This is a genomic window from Clostridium mobile (genome assembly GCF_018918285.1).
In the GTDB taxonomy this organism is placed as follows: domain Bacteria; phylum Bacillota; class Clostridia; order Clostridiales; family Clostridiaceae; genus Clostridium_AW; species Clostridium_AW mobile.
This window is the reverse complement of record NZ_JAHLQF010000001.1, coordinates 1,081,871-1,098,159: the sequence shown is the minus strand read 5'-3', so window position 1 is coordinate 1,098,159 and position 16,289 is coordinate 1,081,871. Positions and strand designations below refer to the sequence as shown.

The 16,289-nt window shown below is 28.4% G+C and carries 17 protein-coding genes; 15 read left to right on the top strand and 2 right to left on the bottom strand.

What is annotated here, in order from left to right; genetic code table 11:
* Positions 1–82 precede the first annotated feature (82 nt).
* The 4 genes from KQI86_RS05335 to KQI86_RS05320 all read left to right on the top strand — a co-directional run bounded on the left by KQI86_RS05335 (position 83) and on the right by KQI86_RS05320 (position 3,838).
* Positions 83–1,279, top strand: a complete 1,197-nt coding sequence (locus KQI86_RS05335) for a hypothetical protein (RefSeq protein ID WP_216438100.1) — start codon at positions 83–85, stop codon at positions 1,277–1,279.
* 103 nt (positions 1,280–1,382) lie between these two features.
* Positions 1,383–2,183: a hypothetical protein gene (locus tag KQI86_RS05330; protein ID WP_216438099.1), complete on the top strand. Its 801-nt coding sequence runs from the start codon at positions 1,383–1,385 to the stop codon at positions 2,181–2,183.
* A gap of 32 nt (positions 2,184–2,215) precedes the next feature.
* Positions 2,216–3,394 carry a DUF4272 domain-containing protein gene (locus tag KQI86_RS05325; RefSeq protein ID WP_216438098.1) on the top strand — a complete coding sequence of 393 codons (1,179 nt, stop codon included), beginning with the start codon at positions 2,216–2,218 and terminating at the stop codon, positions 3,392–3,394.
* 27 nt (positions 3,395–3,421) lie between these two features.
* Complete coding sequence (locus KQI86_RS05320; protein ID WP_216438097.1) at positions 3,422–3,838, top strand: VOC family protein; 417 nt, start codon at positions 3,422–3,424, stop codon at positions 3,836–3,838.
* 258 nt (positions 3,839–4,096) lie between these two features.
* On the opposite strand, the gene KQI86_RS05315 is transcribed toward KQI86_RS05320, so the two are convergent.
* Complete coding sequence (locus tag KQI86_RS05315; protein WP_216438096.1) at positions 4,097–4,975, bottom strand: AraC family transcriptional regulator; 879 nt, start codon at positions 4,973–4,975, stop codon at positions 4,097–4,099.
* Between the two features lie 474 nt (positions 4,976–5,449).
* Complete coding sequence (locus tag KQI86_RS05310) at positions 5,450–5,788, bottom strand: DUF6262 family protein (protein WP_246582655.1); 339 nt, start codon at positions 5,786–5,788, stop codon at positions 5,450–5,452.
* Positions 5,789–6,254: 466 nt separating this feature from the next.
* Between KQI86_RS05310 and KQI86_RS05305 the strand changes: the two genes are divergently transcribed.
* The 11 genes from KQI86_RS05305 to KQI86_RS05255 all read left to right on the top strand — a co-directional run bounded on the left by KQI86_RS05305 (position 6,255) and on the right by KQI86_RS05255 (position 15,900).
* Positions 6,255–6,704, top strand: coding sequence for a MarR family winged helix-turn-helix transcriptional regulator (locus KQI86_RS05305; RefSeq protein ID WP_216438094.1), 450 nt, complete (start codon positions 6,255–6,257; stop codon positions 6,702–6,704).
* A gap of 165 nt (positions 6,705–6,869) precedes the next feature.
* Entirely contained in the window at positions 6,870–8,222 is a 1,353-nt protein-coding gene (locus KQI86_RS05300; protein WP_216438093.1) for a serine hydrolase, read from the top strand.
* Between the two features lie 320 nt (positions 8,223–8,542).
* A complete protein-coding gene (locus KQI86_RS05295) occupies positions 8,543–9,001 on the top strand; it encodes a DUF6882 domain-containing protein (RefSeq protein WP_216438092.1) in 459 nt (152 codons plus the stop codon).
* Positions 9,002–9,319: 318 nt separating this feature from the next.
* The gene (locus tag KQI86_RS05290; RefSeq protein WP_216438091.1) at positions 9,320–10,594 is read left to right on the top strand and encodes an MFS transporter; all 1,275 of its coding nucleotides are present in this window, start codon (positions 9,320–9,322) and stop codon (positions 10,592–10,594) included.
* Positions 10,595–10,775: 181 nt separating this feature from the next.
* The gene (locus tag KQI86_RS05285) at positions 10,776–11,729 is read left to right on the top strand and encodes an alpha/beta fold hydrolase (protein WP_216438090.1); all 954 of its coding nucleotides are present in this window, start codon (positions 10,776–10,778) and stop codon (positions 11,727–11,729) included.
* A gap of 37 nt (positions 11,730–11,766) precedes the next feature.
* Positions 11,767–12,369 (top strand): class I SAM-dependent methyltransferase, encoded by a 603-nt coding sequence (locus tag KQI86_RS05280; protein WP_216438089.1) that lies wholly within the window; start codon positions 11,767–11,769, stop codon positions 12,367–12,369.
* Positions 12,370–12,453: 84 nt separating this feature from the next.
* Positions 12,454–13,173: a hypothetical protein gene (locus KQI86_RS05275; protein ID WP_216438088.1), complete on the top strand. Its 720-nt coding sequence runs from the start codon at positions 12,454–12,456 to the stop codon at positions 13,171–13,173.
* Between the two features lie 107 nt (positions 13,174–13,280).
* On the top strand, positions 13,281–14,186 hold the full coding sequence (locus tag KQI86_RS05270) for a DUF4261 domain-containing protein (protein WP_216438087.1): 906 nt from the start codon (positions 13,281–13,283) through the stop codon (positions 14,184–14,186).
* 32 nt (positions 14,187–14,218) lie between these two features.
* The gene (locus KQI86_RS05265) at positions 14,219–14,695 is read left to right on the top strand and encodes a GNAT family N-acetyltransferase (protein WP_216438086.1); all 477 of its coding nucleotides are present in this window, start codon (positions 14,219–14,221) and stop codon (positions 14,693–14,695) included.
* A 67-nt stretch (positions 14,696–14,762) separates the two neighbouring features.
* Positions 14,763–15,254, top strand: coding sequence for a type 2 periplasmic-binding domain-containing protein (locus tag KQI86_RS05260; RefSeq protein ID WP_216438085.1), 492 nt, complete (start codon positions 14,763–14,765; stop codon positions 15,252–15,254).
* Positions 15,255–15,396: 142 nt separating this feature from the next.
* Positions 15,397–15,900: a peptide deformylase gene (locus tag KQI86_RS05255; protein ID WP_216438084.1), complete on the top strand. Its 504-nt coding sequence runs from the start codon at positions 15,397–15,399 to the stop codon at positions 15,898–15,900.
* The last annotated feature ends 389 nt before the right edge of the window (positions 15,901–16,289 follow it).

Below are 16,289 nucleotides of genomic sequence, written 5' to 3'. Positions count from 1 at the left end.
AACCTTCAGTTGGAGTAAGTATTCTTTTTAAGCAAACTACATCTGAAGCTAAGAATCACTTGATATTGAAAGGAGATAAGGTATGACAACAGGAGAATATAGATTTAATAATACGGATTATATTGAAATTAATAAACCATTTATGGGTAACCTATATGCCTCTGCACTATACCCTATTAAGGGGAAGTATATATTAGAGATTTTAGCGCCAATTGATTTAATGAAATCTAGCATCACTTATGAGTATGAAGAATATGAAGAAACAAATTATAATATTGGGGAACGATGGTCGAAAAACATATCAGAATTATCGGCTTCAAAATGGCCATTGGAAAATGCTAATTATTATATTGAAGTAAATGGTATAAAAGTTGGCGATAATAATAAAACTGCCACTACTTATAGATATGAACCAGAAAATGTTATAGAAAATAAAGTAGAAATAAATATCAATCCAGAGGATATATCTAACTCAAATTTCATTGAAGATATTAATACAAATGAAATATCAAAGAATGGTATAGAGCTACCAGAAATTTCGCAAGAAGAAGCTACAAATAATATTCTTCAAGATGAAGATCTTAAGGAAATTTTGTCATCATTAATGAATTCATTATCATCCACACCATCCATTTATGATGAAGAAGAATATTTAAAACATAAAGAAGAACAAGAAAGAAAAGAAAGAGAATTTTTTAATAAATTTAGAAGCCTTATAAATATACCAGATTATTTTAAAAATCAATCTATAATTATTGCAGATTTAATTTATAGAAGTGAAGATATTATACCGATAAATAAAATACATAACCTAAAGTTTGTATTCAAAAATTATACAAAACATTACGTAACACGTATAAATTTAAAATTACCTTTTGGAAAATATCAAAAATCCGTTGAGATTCATTCTGAACAATGGGGAGAATTTACAGACAAAATCCTTATAGAGGGAGTTATTGAAGGGGGAAAAGGAGAGGACTATAGTGCTAACATACCTAATGGTAAAAAGGCCATATATGTAATTTATGAAACTATTAATAATGTATCAGTAAAGCCTTTGTTTTACCCAACAGAATATTTACAGTCTTATGATTCTTCAATTTCAATATATGATAATACACAACTATTAAAAGATAAAGGGAAAAATGGTTTTAATAAATATGCCACATTTGTTGGGTACATAGATGAAAATGCAGCTATAGCAGATTTGGAATTATTTCAATTAGTAGTAACTTATCAGTGCAATAAGGAATTTGTATTGTGGAACAAAGAACAATAATCCAACGGAGTATTATAATTCATTAAAAGAATTGCTAGAAAAGAGTTGATCAATATGAAAAGTTTTGTCACAATACTATGTATTTGATGAAGGGAGAATTTATATGGCAAGTCATTTTTCAAGTATAGGTTTAAACATAATTAAAAAGGAGGATTTCTCTAATTATTTTAATGAAGCTTATGAAAATGGAGAGGAAATTAGCACTGAACTAGGCACATATATTAAGTGGAGTATTGGAAATGGAGTAGAACTTTGGGGGCAAATAGATAAAAATAATAGGGCTATTGGTATGAATCCACATTTTACTGGAAAATCAAAAATGAGAGTGAGAATCACAGATAAAATTAAACGGGAGGATGATACTGTTCTAGATGGAGCTTTCTATTGTTGGGCTGATCCACAAGAAGGAGAAAGTCAAGGAGCATATCCATTTGTTTTTGATTTGCCCGATATGGAGATTTATAGAGAAATTAATACTCCTCAAATTGTAAACGCTCAAATAACTGGATTTGCACATAAAATATCTGTTTATAAAGATGATGAAGAATTTAGCAATTCACAAGAAAAAGAATTTAAACTTGCACCAGAGGCGTTTATTCCTGTTGGTTTATTTAATTCAACAGAAAAGGATAGAAATTCGTCTCAAGCTATGGCAATGTTTACAGGACATGTTGTAGATAGATGTAAATTGAGAAATTTTTATACCGATATTGAATTTATATGGGCAAAAGTAAGTACACTTGGTGGTGAATTTGATATTGTAGTTGACCCAGAAATATTAGAGGGAGATATTTGTGTTAATGATGTAGTGGAGGGAACGTTTTGGCTATCTGGAAGAATAATTGGGGAATATAATAAGAAAGACAAAAAAAGATCATTGCTTAATATATTTAGAAAAAAATAAAATTATAGTTTACTTTTCAAGAGGTGATAATATTGAGAAATTGTGCAATTTATAGTTCCTATTTTGATTTAGATGAACTCTATGAAATTATTAGTAACATTTATAAATCTAAAACTATAAGAATTAATGAGGACAAGAGCAAAATAAGTGTTATAAATAATAAGTTATTTAGTAAGTCAGCAAATAGCTTTAACATTATGATAAGCAAGACTGATCCGGATAAATTTTTTAGATACATTAATGGAATGTATAATTTTTACGCTCAAGTGCCAGCAAAAAATAATGATATTAAACAAAAATTATTAATAAAGATTACTACATTAAATATGGTTATTGGTATTGAAAGTGAAAAGGATATATCAGAAGAATTTTACAAGGAACTATTAACTATATCTAAAAAATTAGATGGAATCATATTTTGGGGCTCACGAGAAATGCTGAACAGTGATGGAAAATTAATACTTGATTTAGATGGAAATTCTGAAATAGAAGATTTTGTAGTTACCGCACATACTAGTCATTTAGATAGAAATTTAAAGATAATTGATTCTGGGATAAAACGTAAAGAAAGGTCTGAAAAAATTCTTTTAGAGAAAAACATACCATTTATAGAACATTTACCTCCTATAGTTGGAGATGAAGATGCAAAAATAAGGACTAAAGAAGAGGTTGTTAAGCGTGCTGTAGCTTTATGTATTGTTGCACTTAAGGGTGAATGTCAATTAAGCGGCGAAGACATTAATGTAGAAAAAGAAATTATTTCTACTGTAATAAGTATTTTTAATGCACAGGATTATTTTTCACCAGACGAAATTGAATTTATAAATAATGATAATCCAAAAGAGGAAGATTCCATTCAGTTTGCATGGAGATATGAGTGTCTTTGGACATTACTATGGGCTTTAGGATTTATCGAAAAACTTGAATATCCAGATAAAATATGCGACGTTGCAAAATCTGTAAGTATTTTAAAAAACTTTGAAGACTTCAATGAATTCTTAAATAAATCAAATTTAAGATCAAAAGAAGAAATACTTGATGAAGCAGATTTAATCTATAGATATGATTGGGCTTGTGTGAATGCAAGAATAAAAGGAAGACAAGCTCCCTCAGAATTAGATAGTGGTGTAGTATCTGAAAGACACAAAACTTTAAATTGGCTAATTAATTATATGGATGATGAATGGGATGATGTTGGAACAGATACATAATTTTAAAAAATCGAGGAGGAGTAATGTATGATTATTACGCCTAACTTACATTTTAATGGAGAATGTGAACAGGCATTGAAGTTATATGAAAAAGTATTTAGAGGCAGGATAACTACATTGATGCATTATAGTGATGCAGACCCATCTGATTTATCCAATTTATTATCAGAAAAAGAACAAGGATATGTATATCATGCAGAGATGATAATTGGTAGTCAGCGATTTATGTTCTCAGATTCTTTAGATAAAATTCCATTTGGTAGGAATTTATCTATTGTTGTTACTTTTGAATCTGTAGATGAAGTAAAGGATGCTTATTCAATGTTAAGTGTTGGGGGGAGCGATATCGTACCACTAAAGGAAACTACATATAGTACTTGTATGGTATCATTAGTGGACAGGTTTGGTGTGAGATGGGAGCTTATGACAGAGAACAATTCCTAACTGATTTACATTTTATGAGTGCAGAAAATATATTTCCCTCTTTATTATAAATATTTCTATCAGGGTGGTGCGTTAGGAAGATACTCTGCAATAACTTTAATAAAAAAGAGTATGCCCTAAAATACCTTTTAAATTAAGGATCTGTTAGCGATAAGTGTTGATTTTTCGTTAAATTCAAAAAGACTAGTCAATATCTACTGACTAGTCAAAAATGGAAAGTGAAGATTTAACGAAATAACACTTCTGCAAATATAATAATCATCCAAGTTTATCGCTAACTTTTTTCTTTACTGGCATCCAAATTTCGCTATATACATTTTCCGATGTTCCATTGTGCTTTGTAAAAGAAATTCCAGGTATATCTGCTACTTCATAATCTGAAGAAGGCAACCATACAGAATAAATTTTTGCAGTAGTTTCTTGAAGAGTAGCAGGAAATGGTCCTTGATTAGGGAAAATTGCCCATAAACTTTCTTCAATAGAAATTTGCTCTAAATCATCGAATGGATTTTCTTTTGTAGTTGCAAAACCAATCATATGAGTTAAGCAGCCTTTTTCTTCCAAGAAGCCATCATCAAAATCATAAGATACATTCAAGACTTGATGAGGATATAAATCAGCTAGTTGATGCATTTCATTTCTTTGTTGTCCGGTAATTGACTGGGCTAGTTCTAAGATAGTATTATTTACACCTTCGAATTGAATTGGCACTCTTTTCGATACACCTACTATATTAAACTTCTCTTTTTTTTCAATTTTGAATTCCATGGATATTCCTCCTCTTATATCTATAAAGAATGAAAATTTAGGAAATGATTTTTGAATTTTGTTTTTAGTTACTTCTGAAGGTAAAAAACCACTCCATTCACGAAAGGCTCTTGAAAATCCTTCTATAGATTGATAGCCATATTTATAGGCAATATCTGTTACTTTTGCTCCATTTATTAATTCAACATTCGCAACTGATAATCTCCTATTCTTGATATACTCATTCAATGACATTCCAGCCATATAGGAAAACATTCTTTTAAAATGATAATCAGATACTCCTACAATTTTTGATATATCTTTTCCAGAGATTTCTTCCGTTAAATGTGTTTCGATGTAATCCATTAAATTATTGAATTCTTGTAACATTCATTTCCCTCCTTTACAAATACATCTTATCGTTAAAATTTATAATTTACTCGATATTTTTTATACGGAATTTATCGGAGCAGGAAGTACAAAAGAAAAAAGTTGGATTATGTATGCCGCAGTTCGTAACAAACTACGCAACTTTGTAAAGGAAAAGGACTAACTAAATTGATTAGCCTCTTAAGAGAAGGCTACTCTTTATTTATATTCGATTGATATTCAAGGATAATCTTCCTTGATTGTTCCCATATGTCTTGCTGTGAATAACTATCTGGATATTGTTCTTCTCCTAGTTTTCCAGTAATGTATTCTTTAATTCCTCAGAGAAATACATTCGATAATAGAGTTCTAGTTTCTTAATATACTGCGATGTGACAATCATTCAACTATTCCCTTTCTATCAAAAGTTTCAATCTTTAAAGTTTTCTTACTCAAGAGATGTAACTTTTTTGATTTCAATAAATTCTTTCACTATTATAACTGGCTAAAGTAATCTGTAAGCTTCTCTTTTTCCTTTGCACATAATTGCTTGTTTTCTTCTTCCAATTTTTTATTTCTCTGCTCCAACTTCTCAATTCTTCTTTTGAGGGAAGCGATGACGGCATTTTGATTGTTTTCATCTCGTTTGATTCTAGAGTCTACAAAACTTTTTTCTTGTTGATTTCGTAAGAAATCGATGCGTTCTCTAATGTCTGGATGATTATAAAGCGTTGCCTTACTTACTCCAGCTTCTTCTGCCACACTGTTAAAGTTGATTGCCTTAGAACTCTTTGTAAGGCGTTTAATGGCTTCCTCTAAGCATTGGAAACGCAAAGATTAATATAAGCTTTGTTGGATTTCCTTTTTTCATATCTATTACCATAGTAAGTATACTCATTTGTTGCAAAATAATGTTTTAGATAATAAAAATATTAATAATTTAATATAATTCATTACATAAGTATATCACCTTATTTTTAGGTGATTAAGTATATGATAACATATAAATAAATATATGGAAAATCCAACTATGGATATTAGAGGATTAGGATATAAAGGTATAGGAAAGAAAAAATATTAGATTTGGTTAATTAAATTTTTTTATGTAATTCTAAATTAAAAAATTAAGAGAGTTGTTGAAGATAAAAAAAGTAACAATCCCAGTAAAAATAAAATTTTTACTGGGATTTATGTGCAAAATCTCTAATTGTTTTTTAATATGCTTGACAAATGATAAGAAAAAGATATATTATTAATGCATGTTAACTATTAAGGTATCTTAACAATGGAGGTTACTAAAATGAATGAGAAACTTATTCAATATGTAAAAGAGATGAGAGAAGCAGACTATGCATGTAATATGATGTTATTGCAGGAATATAAAGAATTAATGGATGATGAAATCACCACAAAGCAAAGTGTTTTGCTTGAGTTGGTACATAAACATGGGAGTCTTAATATAAGTGAAATCGCTGAAGCTATGGAAATTACATCTAGTGCAGTTAGTCAAATTGTCAGTAAACTAGAAAAAGAAGGATATATAAAGCGAGAAATTAATCCTAGCAATCGTAGAGAAATCTTTGTTGAAATAGATACAAAAGGTGTTGAGTATTTTAAAAGATACGAAGAGGTTGAGCGTTCTATTATTAATCGTTTTTACTCAAAATTGAATTGGGATGAGATTGTAGTTTTAAGAAAACTTTCGCTAAAATTTAAGAAAGTCATTGAAAAAGAACTACAACAAAAATAATTTTTTTTACTATTTACTTAAGCAATCTAAAATATTTACATAACTAAACTAAAATGTTTTTGTTAGAAAAATATACAATTACCTTTAAAAGATAATTTAGCTAATATTGAGTTATGTTTTATTAATTATTTTGTTTTAGATGTTTAATTCAAAGGGGGAATTTTTATGAATAAAAAACAAAAAAAACTTCATAATTTATTTATGAATTTAGCTGACAAAGGCCAATTTAATGGAGCAATTTTAGTAGCAGATGGTGGGGAAGTAATTTATAAAGGAGCTTTTGGTATTGCAGATGTATTAACCAATCGTCCACTGACTACTGATTCTGTATTTGAATTAGCCTCTGTATCTAAGCCACTCACCGCCATGGGAATTATGATTTTAAAGGAACAAGGAAAGCTTGATTATGAAGACTTGATTGAGCAATGGATTCCAGATTTTCCTTATAAGGGAATTACAATCAGACAACTCCTTAATCATACATCCGGTTTACCAGATTATTCTGTTCTTTTTTTAGAAAAGTGGAATCGTAATAAGATTGCTAACAACCAAGATGTATTAGAAATGCTAAAAAAATATAAACCATCTGTGTACTTTGAACCTAATGAAAAGTGGGAGTATAGTAATACCGGATATGTTATTCTTGCTTTGATTATAGAAAGAGTAACAGGAATGAGTTTTGAGGAATATATGGCTAAATACATCTTTCAGCCACTTGGTATGAAAAATTCACGAGTATATAATCGTAGATACCGCCAAGAAGAAATATCTGATTATGCTTATGGATATGTGTACTCTCATGAGTCGGAGACATATGAGCTTCCAGATAAATTAGATGGAACAGAATATGTTGTATTCTTAGATGGAATGCAGGGAGATGGAATGATAAGTTCAAATATTGAAGATCTCTTTATTTGGGATATAGCATTATATTCAGAGAAACTAGTGACTAGAAAAACATTAGAAGAAGCTTTTGCACCAGTATGCTTAAATAATAAAGAAACCTTTGATTATGGATTTGGATGGATCATTGATCGTGATGATGATATGGGAAAAATAGTTAGTCATAGTGGTGGATGGCCAGGATATAACAATTATTTATTCCGTTATATAGATGAGGGTAAAACAATTATATATCTATGCAATTTTGAACAAAATATAGATCTTCAGCAGCAAACTATTTTAGCAGTGCAGCAAATTTTGTTTGATAAACCATATGTAATTCCAGAAGCTCCTAAGGAAAAAGAGGTAGCAGATATAGATAAAAGTGTTTATGATCAATATATAGGAACATACCTTTTAGCTCCTGAGTTAAAAATAATAGTTACAAAAAAAGAGGAGAAACTATTTTTTCAAATGTTAATGCGATCGCCATATGAATTACTACCTTTATCAGAGACAAGGTTTTTTATAAAACATGCTTTAGTTGAAGTAGAGTTTTTAAAAGATGAAAAAGGAAAAGTTTGTGAGTTAGTTATTTATCAATCTGGTGGTGAAAAGGCAATTCGAATTGATTAAAATTTCCATGGACAGTTGTATAGTTAATTAAATTCTCTTATGTGATCCTAAACCAAGAAATTAAGAGAGTTGTTGATATAATAATTATTAATAGCTCTCTTAATTTTAATCTTTTTTATAGCCATTAAATAATATTCAGTTCTAAATTTACTATTAAATTGATATTCTATTTATTTTTCAAACTTAAAATCTAATATAGAGAACAAATTTTTCATAAATTTTCATATATTTCTGTAAAATAGCTTAATATATTGAAAATTAAGGATTAAAAGTTATATACTATAAATTGTAAACTATAATTTGTATATTAGAGGTGAATTATGAAACAAGAAGAATTTTTTGATTTTTTAGAAGAGTGTTATTTAGAAATGCTACAAAAGCAAGATAATCTTATAAAAGATTATAATATTACTGAATATGATGAGTACTGGTATAATCAGCGAAGAAAAGTACTACAGTTTAAGAATAACGATATTGTTCAATTAGAGTTTAGTACAATATTTATTGGTACATGGGCTCATAAAAAGAACACATGGCTATGGGCATGGGCAAATAGTGGAATGACAGAAGAAATTAGAGAAGATTCGGAACAAATAAAAGAATTAGCAAATTTGACGGGAAATGATATTTTTATAGAACCACATTTTCAATGCGATGAGGAGATGGCTTATGAAATTACAGCCCTTGCAGTTCATCAATTAAATGCACTAGGAGTATATAGAGTTCCAGGGGAATTAAGTAATTTATTTATTGCAATTATGAAGAAAAATGAAATATAAAAAAACTTATGCATATGTTTTTAAGAAAATAGAAGTAAGATTTAAAAGTAGATAAATTTGTAACTACTAATCCAATAAACAATATAGTCACTTTAATTATCTTATTTGTATCTATTTTAATTGTTGCTATTTCTATGATCTATATTACTGAATATATGTTTAATCATAAAAAAATTAATAAAAGATATTTAATATTTAACTCCTTTATTATAAGTATAGTATTGATGCTTGCTATTATTTTGAAAAAAGAATTTTTTTAGCTATAAAAAATTATTCTTTATATAATTATTTTAAATTTTTTATAGCTTAGGGGGAATTATGGAAAAAGGAATTGAAACCAAAGGAGAAGAGTCAGACTTAGTTATTAACTTAGGAACTGAGAAAAGATTAAGAGAAAAACTATGGAATATAAATTTTATTTTATTATTGCAAGGCCAATTAGTATCAATCTTTGGCAATACAGTTTATGATATAGCACTTAGATTTTGGATTCTTGATAAGACAGGATCAACAGCATTAATGGGATTATTTATGGCGGCTACTGTTTTACCTGAAGTTTTTATATCCCCATTCGCAGGGGCATTTATTGATAGGCATGATAGAAAGAAAATATTAGTTATTACAGATGCCATTAGTGGACTAGCTATAGTTCTTATAGGAATAGCAGCAATGACAGGAGCTTTAAAAATATGGATGATTCTCCTAGTTGGTATTATTGTTGGTATATGCAGTTGTTTTTTTAATCCAACAATTGATTCATCAATACCAGACATTGTTCCGAAATCTAAATTACTAAAAGCAAACTCAACATTTTCTTTAATGACTACAGGAAATGATATAGCAGGATATGCTTTTGGAAGTTTTTTAGTTCAAATTATTGGAGCACCTATAGTATTTTTATTTAATGGAATAAGTTTCTTATTTTCAGCTGCCACTGAATGTTTTATTAAAATACCTAAAATTGAAATATCTTTAGAAGACTCAAGTTTTTGGGAGGATATGAAGGCCGGAATAAATTTTGTAAAAAATGCAAAAGGATTAAAATATCTTTATGTAACAATTTCCTTTTTAAATTTTTCTGCTTCAATGTCAATGACTCTGACACTACCTTGGTTCAAAATGAATAATCAACTTGGTATAAGCCAGTATGGAATAGCCATGGCAATTAATACATTTGGAATGTTTCTTGGATTTACTAGTTTATCTATATTGGAACTAAAAAAGGAAAATAAATTTTATGCCTTCATATGGAGTGGAATTACAACGGCTATTACAATGATCATTTTCTCCATTACATTAAACTTTCATTTAATTGCTGTTTTGTTTTTTATTAATGGATTTTCTATAGCTATAACAAATTCATTAATTCAATCAAGTATGCAAAATAGCGTACCTTCAAACATGAGATCAAAAGCATTTGCATTTAGCCGTACTTTGTCATCTGCTTTAATGCCATTAGGCATGGTGATCGCTGGAGTCTTAGGTGAAAGAATAAATATAAATATAGTTATTTTTGCTGATTATGCTATGTATCTAGTGCTATTTATTTATCTTTCGTTCTTATCAAATGTAAAAGAAATAATTAATATATAGGACATGCATTCTTGTATACAACCAATGACTTGAAATAAAATTAAAGAACTAGCAAAGATATCCGAAATGATTACGGACCCCAAACTATTAATTTTAGATAATAATGGGATTATGCAAATGAGGTTTGTCTAAATAGAGAGGTCAAGTAATTAAGAAATAATTTCAAATTTTTGGAGGTAGTATGAAAATATATAAAAAGATAATTTTAATATTAGTCGGTTGCCTATTAATAGGTTTTATAATTGAAATTATCTGTGGAAGATTAGATAAAAACAAATATATTGCACCTGGGAAATTAGTTGAGATAAATGACAATAAGATGCATATATTTGGCACTGGTAGTGGTGATAATACCATTGTATTAATACCTGGTTATGGAACTTCATCACCTTATGTAGATTTTCAGCCTTTATGGAGTAGATTATCAGAGAATAATAGAGTGGTTGTAGTAGAAAGATTTGGGTATGGATTTAGTGATATAAGTAAATCAAAGAGAAGCATGGAAAATATTATTAAAGAAATGAATGAGGCTCTTAAAATTAGTGGAGAAAATCCACCATATACTTTAGTTGGTCATTCTCTTGGAGGCACTATAAGTATTGCTTATTCACAAGCTTATCCCAATGAAGTAGCAAATATAGTTATGTTAGATGCACCAGTACCAAAGGTTTATAAGGATTGGCAACGACCATTTCAACCACTTGAAAGTATAATTCCATTTCTTAAATCTACAGGTTTAATTAGAGGAATCACTTTAAATAATAAAATCATGGCTCTTTTAAGAGGAGAGCAAAATGAATACAAGGAAGTTTCTAAGGAATTTTGGGATATTGATAGAAGTTTGTTTATAAGAAATGCAATGAATTCTAATGTGAAAAATGAAATGAAATTATTAAATGAAAGTATTAAGTTTGTGGACGATAAACCTTATACTTATGAAATCCCTATTTTATTTATTACAACTCCTAATATGTATGAAATGATTCCTTCTGTTAAAGGTATACAGGATGAATATATTAAAAAAGCTAAAAAAGCGAAATTGATAGAATTAAATGGTAGACATTATATCCATCAATATTATCCTAACGAGATTAGTGAAGCTATAATTGATTTTATCAATGTAGATAATAAATAATTTAATGTAAGAAATTATTTACCAGGGAGGATTTTAAATGGAAGATAAATTAAGAGAACATATTGAAATCAACGAGTTTGATGAAAAAGCAAAGCATTGGAATGATAATATACCAAAGAGGAATTATGATGTAGCTTTTGACTTTATTGAGAAGTTTAATATTCAAAAGAATGCCACAGTCTTAGATGTAGCTTGTGGAACTGGAGTTCTTTTTTCTATTCTTAAAGATAAAAATCTTTCCAAATATATTGCAATAGATATATCAGAAAATATGGTAAATAAATTTCTTGATATTTACCCAGAAGTGGATGTTAGACAAGCAGACTTTGAAAGGGTAGTGTCATTTGAAAATCCCTTTGATTATATAATTATTTATAATAGTATACCTCATTTTAACAATCTAGATATGGTCTTTAAAAATGCTTACGATAATTTAAAAATAGGTGGAAAATTTATTATTGCCCATTCAAAAACAAGAAAGGGTTTAAAGGAACATCATAAAAATATGGGATATGTTTCTAGTAAAAAGGAACCTATACCAGAAGATGGTACTTTATTAGAAAGTGCCAGTAAATATAATTTTAAAAACAACGAAATAAAGGATAGTGATTATTTTTGTTTTTCCTGTGAACGAGGGTAAAAGTGTTCATAAATAAAACATAATTTATAATAGAAAATTTCTTTACATAGTTAATTCACAATAAATGCAAAAGGAGAAATAATTATGGGATTTGATATAACATTTCACCCAATTACAAGGGAGGAATTAAAAACTTTTATATTTGATGTTATTGAAAAGTCAAGCTTATCAGAAGAAAGGGCGTTAATGATATCAAAAGACGAGAATAAACAAGAGAGTATTAAAAACATATATATGAGATTAGAAGAATTTAGAGATGAATTACTTAATGGAGAATGTGGATTTGGAGAAACCTATGGATTTGCCGCTGCAGCAATAGCAGGATATATTCATCCCTATTGGTATTCAAGGCAAGGCTGTATAAGCTTTATTTGTATGGAAGAAAGCAAAAACAAAAACATGTTTAATAAACTATTAAATAACAGTAAGAAAACATTTAATGGACTACTAGAAAGCTTAGTTGAGCTTTCACCAAATACATTCAAGAAAATTGAAGATGAAAGTAATGGACTAATAACTAAAAACTATTGTGGAGGTGGGTATATAGATAATTCTAAGTTGAGTTATTTAAAAGAGTTAATAGAGGATCCTACCTATAAAAATTTAGTTTCAAGAATAATGGATGAGGATAATTTAAAAGCGTTAAAGCATGTAGTTAATTATGCATTATTGCACAACACCGGAATATTAGAAGCTTCTGATATAGTAGTACCTGTGAGTAATGAATGTTATTCTGATTTTGATAATTTTAGGGCCGACTTCATGAGTACAGATAATGATTATAGTAATTCTAGAGAAATATGATATTTAAGCTTATTGTAATGGCAAAGATACATTTATAAAAGGGATAAATAAAAAGGCGGAAGAATGGCAAAGGGAAATAAATAAATATAGAAAGTTGGAGAGTAGCAATGGGATTAATAGATAAATTTTTGGGTAGAAAAGAAAACAAAAAGGAACTTAAACAAGATAGAGCAGAGAATGAAGATAAAGATTTAAATTTAGAAGATGGACCAGCATTAATCATGGTATTTGATAGTCTTCCTATAATAGATGGCAAAAACCTAAGTGAAAGAATAGAGAAAATAGAAAAATTAAATACAGAGGTAGAAGTTACCATAGAAAAGGAATTGAATAATGGAGAGACATTATTGTCTGTAATTGAATTTGATGATCACAAGATAAAATTAGTTGGATTTAATGCTCCTTTGCCGGATGACGTTATCAATTATACTGTGGATTGTTCTTATTGGAAGCCAGAGGATAAAGATAATATCAGAAATCATAAAGCACATATAATTTGCTACTATGATGGACAAAATCTAGATCCTTCAGAAAAATATATAGCTTTGTATAAGGTAATATACGGCTTTAAGGAAAAGGGGTTAGTAGGAATTATTAATGAAGGTGCCTGGACATGTCAGCCAGCATATGTTGTTGAAGATTTAGTTGGGAAGGAAATGTTGATGGCTTCTAGGGAAGTGCCACCACTAATGTTATGGACAAATTTTATTAAGATGCCGATGGATTATGGAACTTGGATGTTTACAAAAGGTAATCACATATTTGGATTAAATGATTTTGCATATTTAGGGGATATTAAGGAAGCGTCCGAAATAAATGAAATATTTAATAATATATTTTATTATATCTATGAAAATCAAGCTATAGTAGCGAGTGGACATACGTTACAAATAGAAGAAGAGGTTTATTTAAAATTTAGAGATGTGTATAGAGAAAATGAGTATCTAGAAAGTCCATTAGGTACGCTAGTAATAGAAAAAATAAATCAAAATGAGATAAATACACCAAGATAAAGATATGTAAAAACCTTAATAACACCATAGAAATGAAACTAAAATCAATTGATTGGAGGGATATAGACGTGGAGTCAATTGAAAATCTTAAATATGATAATTTAGATGAATGCTCAAATTTATTCATAGCAGCATTTAATGCAGAACCTTGGAATGATAAATGGAACTTCAATACTGCTCGTAAGAGATTAGAAGATATATATAAAACACCTAATTTTAAAGGATTAGTTTATAAGAAACACAATAAAATAGTAGGAGTTATTATGGGGAACTATGAACAATGGTATGATGGATTTCACTATAATATAAAAGAGTTTTTTATAGATACAAACACTCAGAAGAATGGAATTGGAAGTAAAATGTTAAGGTGTTTAGAAAAACATTTAAAAGAAACAGGTGTAAATGTCATACATCTGTTTACATCAAAATCCGATAAAACAGAGGGGTTCTATAGAAGAAATGCGTACGAAGTACCTGATGAAATAACAATGATGAGTAAAGATATATAATTATTGGTATGTTATTAACTAGAGTTTTATTACTTAGTATAAGAAGTATAAAGGAGTTAGTAGTAAAATGAATAATAAGAATAAGGCACTTATAAGTTGGTCCATAGTATTGTTAATAATTATTGTAGGAGGAATATTTGTATACAATAATAATTTTGCAGGTATTACATCTAATAGTTATTTAACAAGCAAAGAGGAAAATAGAACTTTTCTAGAGCATGTTAATCAACAATACACTGAAAATGGGGCAAGTTTTGATTTTTCAGGATTTACAGGAAAATGGTCTTTAATAGAATTTGAATCTAGCAAGGATAATAAAATAGTTTTAGAAGATAATACAAAAATTGAAAAAGGTCAATTTTACATTGTAGTATTAGATTCAGATTATAAAAATATAGCCATGCATGAATCAAAGGAAGGAGAAAACTTAGAGTTTACTACACCTAAAGACGGAAAATATCTTGTTAGAATTGTTGGGAAAAATGCAAGCGGTAAATTTGATATAAAGATAAGCTCAGAGAATGATATAAGTATTACCCACAAAGATTTTTGGGAGTAATTTTGTCCCATAATAAAGTTAATATGAGCTTAAAATCAAGTCTTAGGTAAATTTAACTTTATATCAAGGAAATAAAACTATAAATTTAAAATATATAAATAAATGTATAGATAAATATTTAAATAAAAAGGGGGAGAAAGTAATGGCTGTAAGAGAAATACTTTTATTAGGAAACGAAAATTTATATAAGGCTTGTAAAGAAATTGCAAGAGATGAACTTAATAAGGCAAAGGAAATAGTTGAAGATTTACATGATACCATGATGGATTTTAGAGATAAATATGGTTTTGGAAGAGCTATAGCAGCACCACAGATAGATGAGCTTTATAGAATAATATATATGAATTTTGATAATAATTCTATAGCCTTTATAAACCCTAGACTTGAATTTATAGAGGATGATAAATTTGAAATGTGGGATGACTGCATGAGTTATCCGGGTTTAGAAGTTAAACTATATAGATATAGAAAGTGTAAAGTATATTATAAAGATTTAGAATGGAATGATTGTATTTTAGAGTTTGAAGGTGATTTATCAGAATTGATACAGCATGAATATGATCATTTAGATGGTATATTAGCGGTACAGAGAGCAATTGATAATAAATCATTTAGGGTAAATAAAAATAAATCTGGATGCTTTTAAGTTAGACGAACTTGTAAATAAGTAAGTTCATGTAAAGGCCATTATTTTAAAATTTAGGATATTCCATATTTATAAATAGTATTGTAACTAAATAAGCTACAATACTATTTATCATTTTTTGCCTTTCTTATGTCTTTATTTCTTTTAATAAGTAGCTGAAATCATATACATCATGTCTTAAATTAAAAAGCTTCATAAAAATATTTTAATTAGTGAATCTATAACATTATTTTTTATCCAATATACACATTATGCTAAATTTCTACAATTAACCTTATTTAGTATAAAATAGCATATTTAATTGATATTTACAATAAAATGTGATACAATACGGTTAATAAAATAATGTAAGTTATGTAAAATATTTGGAAATTATGTTTATTAAAGGT

Excerpts from the sequence above, each read along its gene's own strand:
- KQI86_RS05305 (WP_216438094.1), top strand. The coding sequence starts at position 6,255 with ATGAATGAGAAACTTATTCAATATGTAAAAGAGATGAGAGAAGCAGAC.
- KQI86_RS05315 (WP_216438096.1), bottom strand. The coding sequence starts at position 4,975 with ATGTTACAAGAATTCAATAATTTAATGGATTACATCGAAACACATTTA.
- KQI86_RS05275 (WP_216438088.1), top strand. The coding sequence starts at position 12,454 with ATGGGATTTGATATAACATTTCACCCAATTACAAGGGAGGAATTAAAA.
- KQI86_RS05290 (WP_216438091.1), top strand. The coding sequence starts at position 9,320 with ATGGAAAAAGGAATTGAAACCAAAGGAGAAGAGTCAGACTTAGTTATT.
- KQI86_RS05265 (WP_216438086.1), top strand. The coding sequence starts at position 14,219 with ATGAAACTAAAATCAATTGATTGGAGGGATATAGACGTGGAGTCAATT.
- KQI86_RS05280 (WP_216438089.1), top strand. The coding sequence starts at position 11,767 with ATGGAAGATAAATTAAGAGAACATATTGAAATCAACGAGTTTGATGAA.
- KQI86_RS05255 (WP_216438084.1), top strand. The coding sequence starts at position 15,397 with ATGGCTGTAAGAGAAATACTTTTATTAGGAAACGAAAATTTATATAAG.
- KQI86_RS05285 (WP_216438090.1), top strand. The coding sequence starts at position 10,776 with ATGAAAATATATAAAAAGATAATTTTAATATTAGTCGGTTGCCTATTA.
- KQI86_RS05300 (WP_216438093.1), top strand. The coding sequence starts at position 6,870 with ATGAATAAAAAACAAAAAAAACTTCATAATTTATTTATGAATTTAGCT.
- KQI86_RS05335 (WP_216438100.1), top strand. The coding sequence starts at position 83 with ATGACAACAGGAGAATATAGATTTAATAATACGGATTATATTGAAATT.
- KQI86_RS05330 (WP_216438099.1), top strand. The coding sequence starts at position 1,383 with ATGGCAAGTCATTTTTCAAGTATAGGTTTAAACATAATTAAAAAGGAG.
- KQI86_RS05270 (WP_216438087.1), top strand. The coding sequence starts at position 13,281 with ATGGGATTAATAGATAAATTTTTGGGTAGAAAAGAAAACAAAAAGGAA.
- KQI86_RS05295 (WP_216438092.1), top strand. The coding sequence starts at position 8,543 with ATGAAACAAGAAGAATTTTTTGATTTTTTAGAAGAGTGTTATTTAGAA.
- KQI86_RS05320 (WP_216438097.1), top strand. The coding sequence starts at position 3,422 with ATGATTATTACGCCTAACTTACATTTTAATGGAGAATGTGAACAGGCA.
- KQI86_RS05260 (WP_216438085.1), top strand. The coding sequence starts at position 14,763 with ATGAATAATAAGAATAAGGCACTTATAAGTTGGTCCATAGTATTGTTA.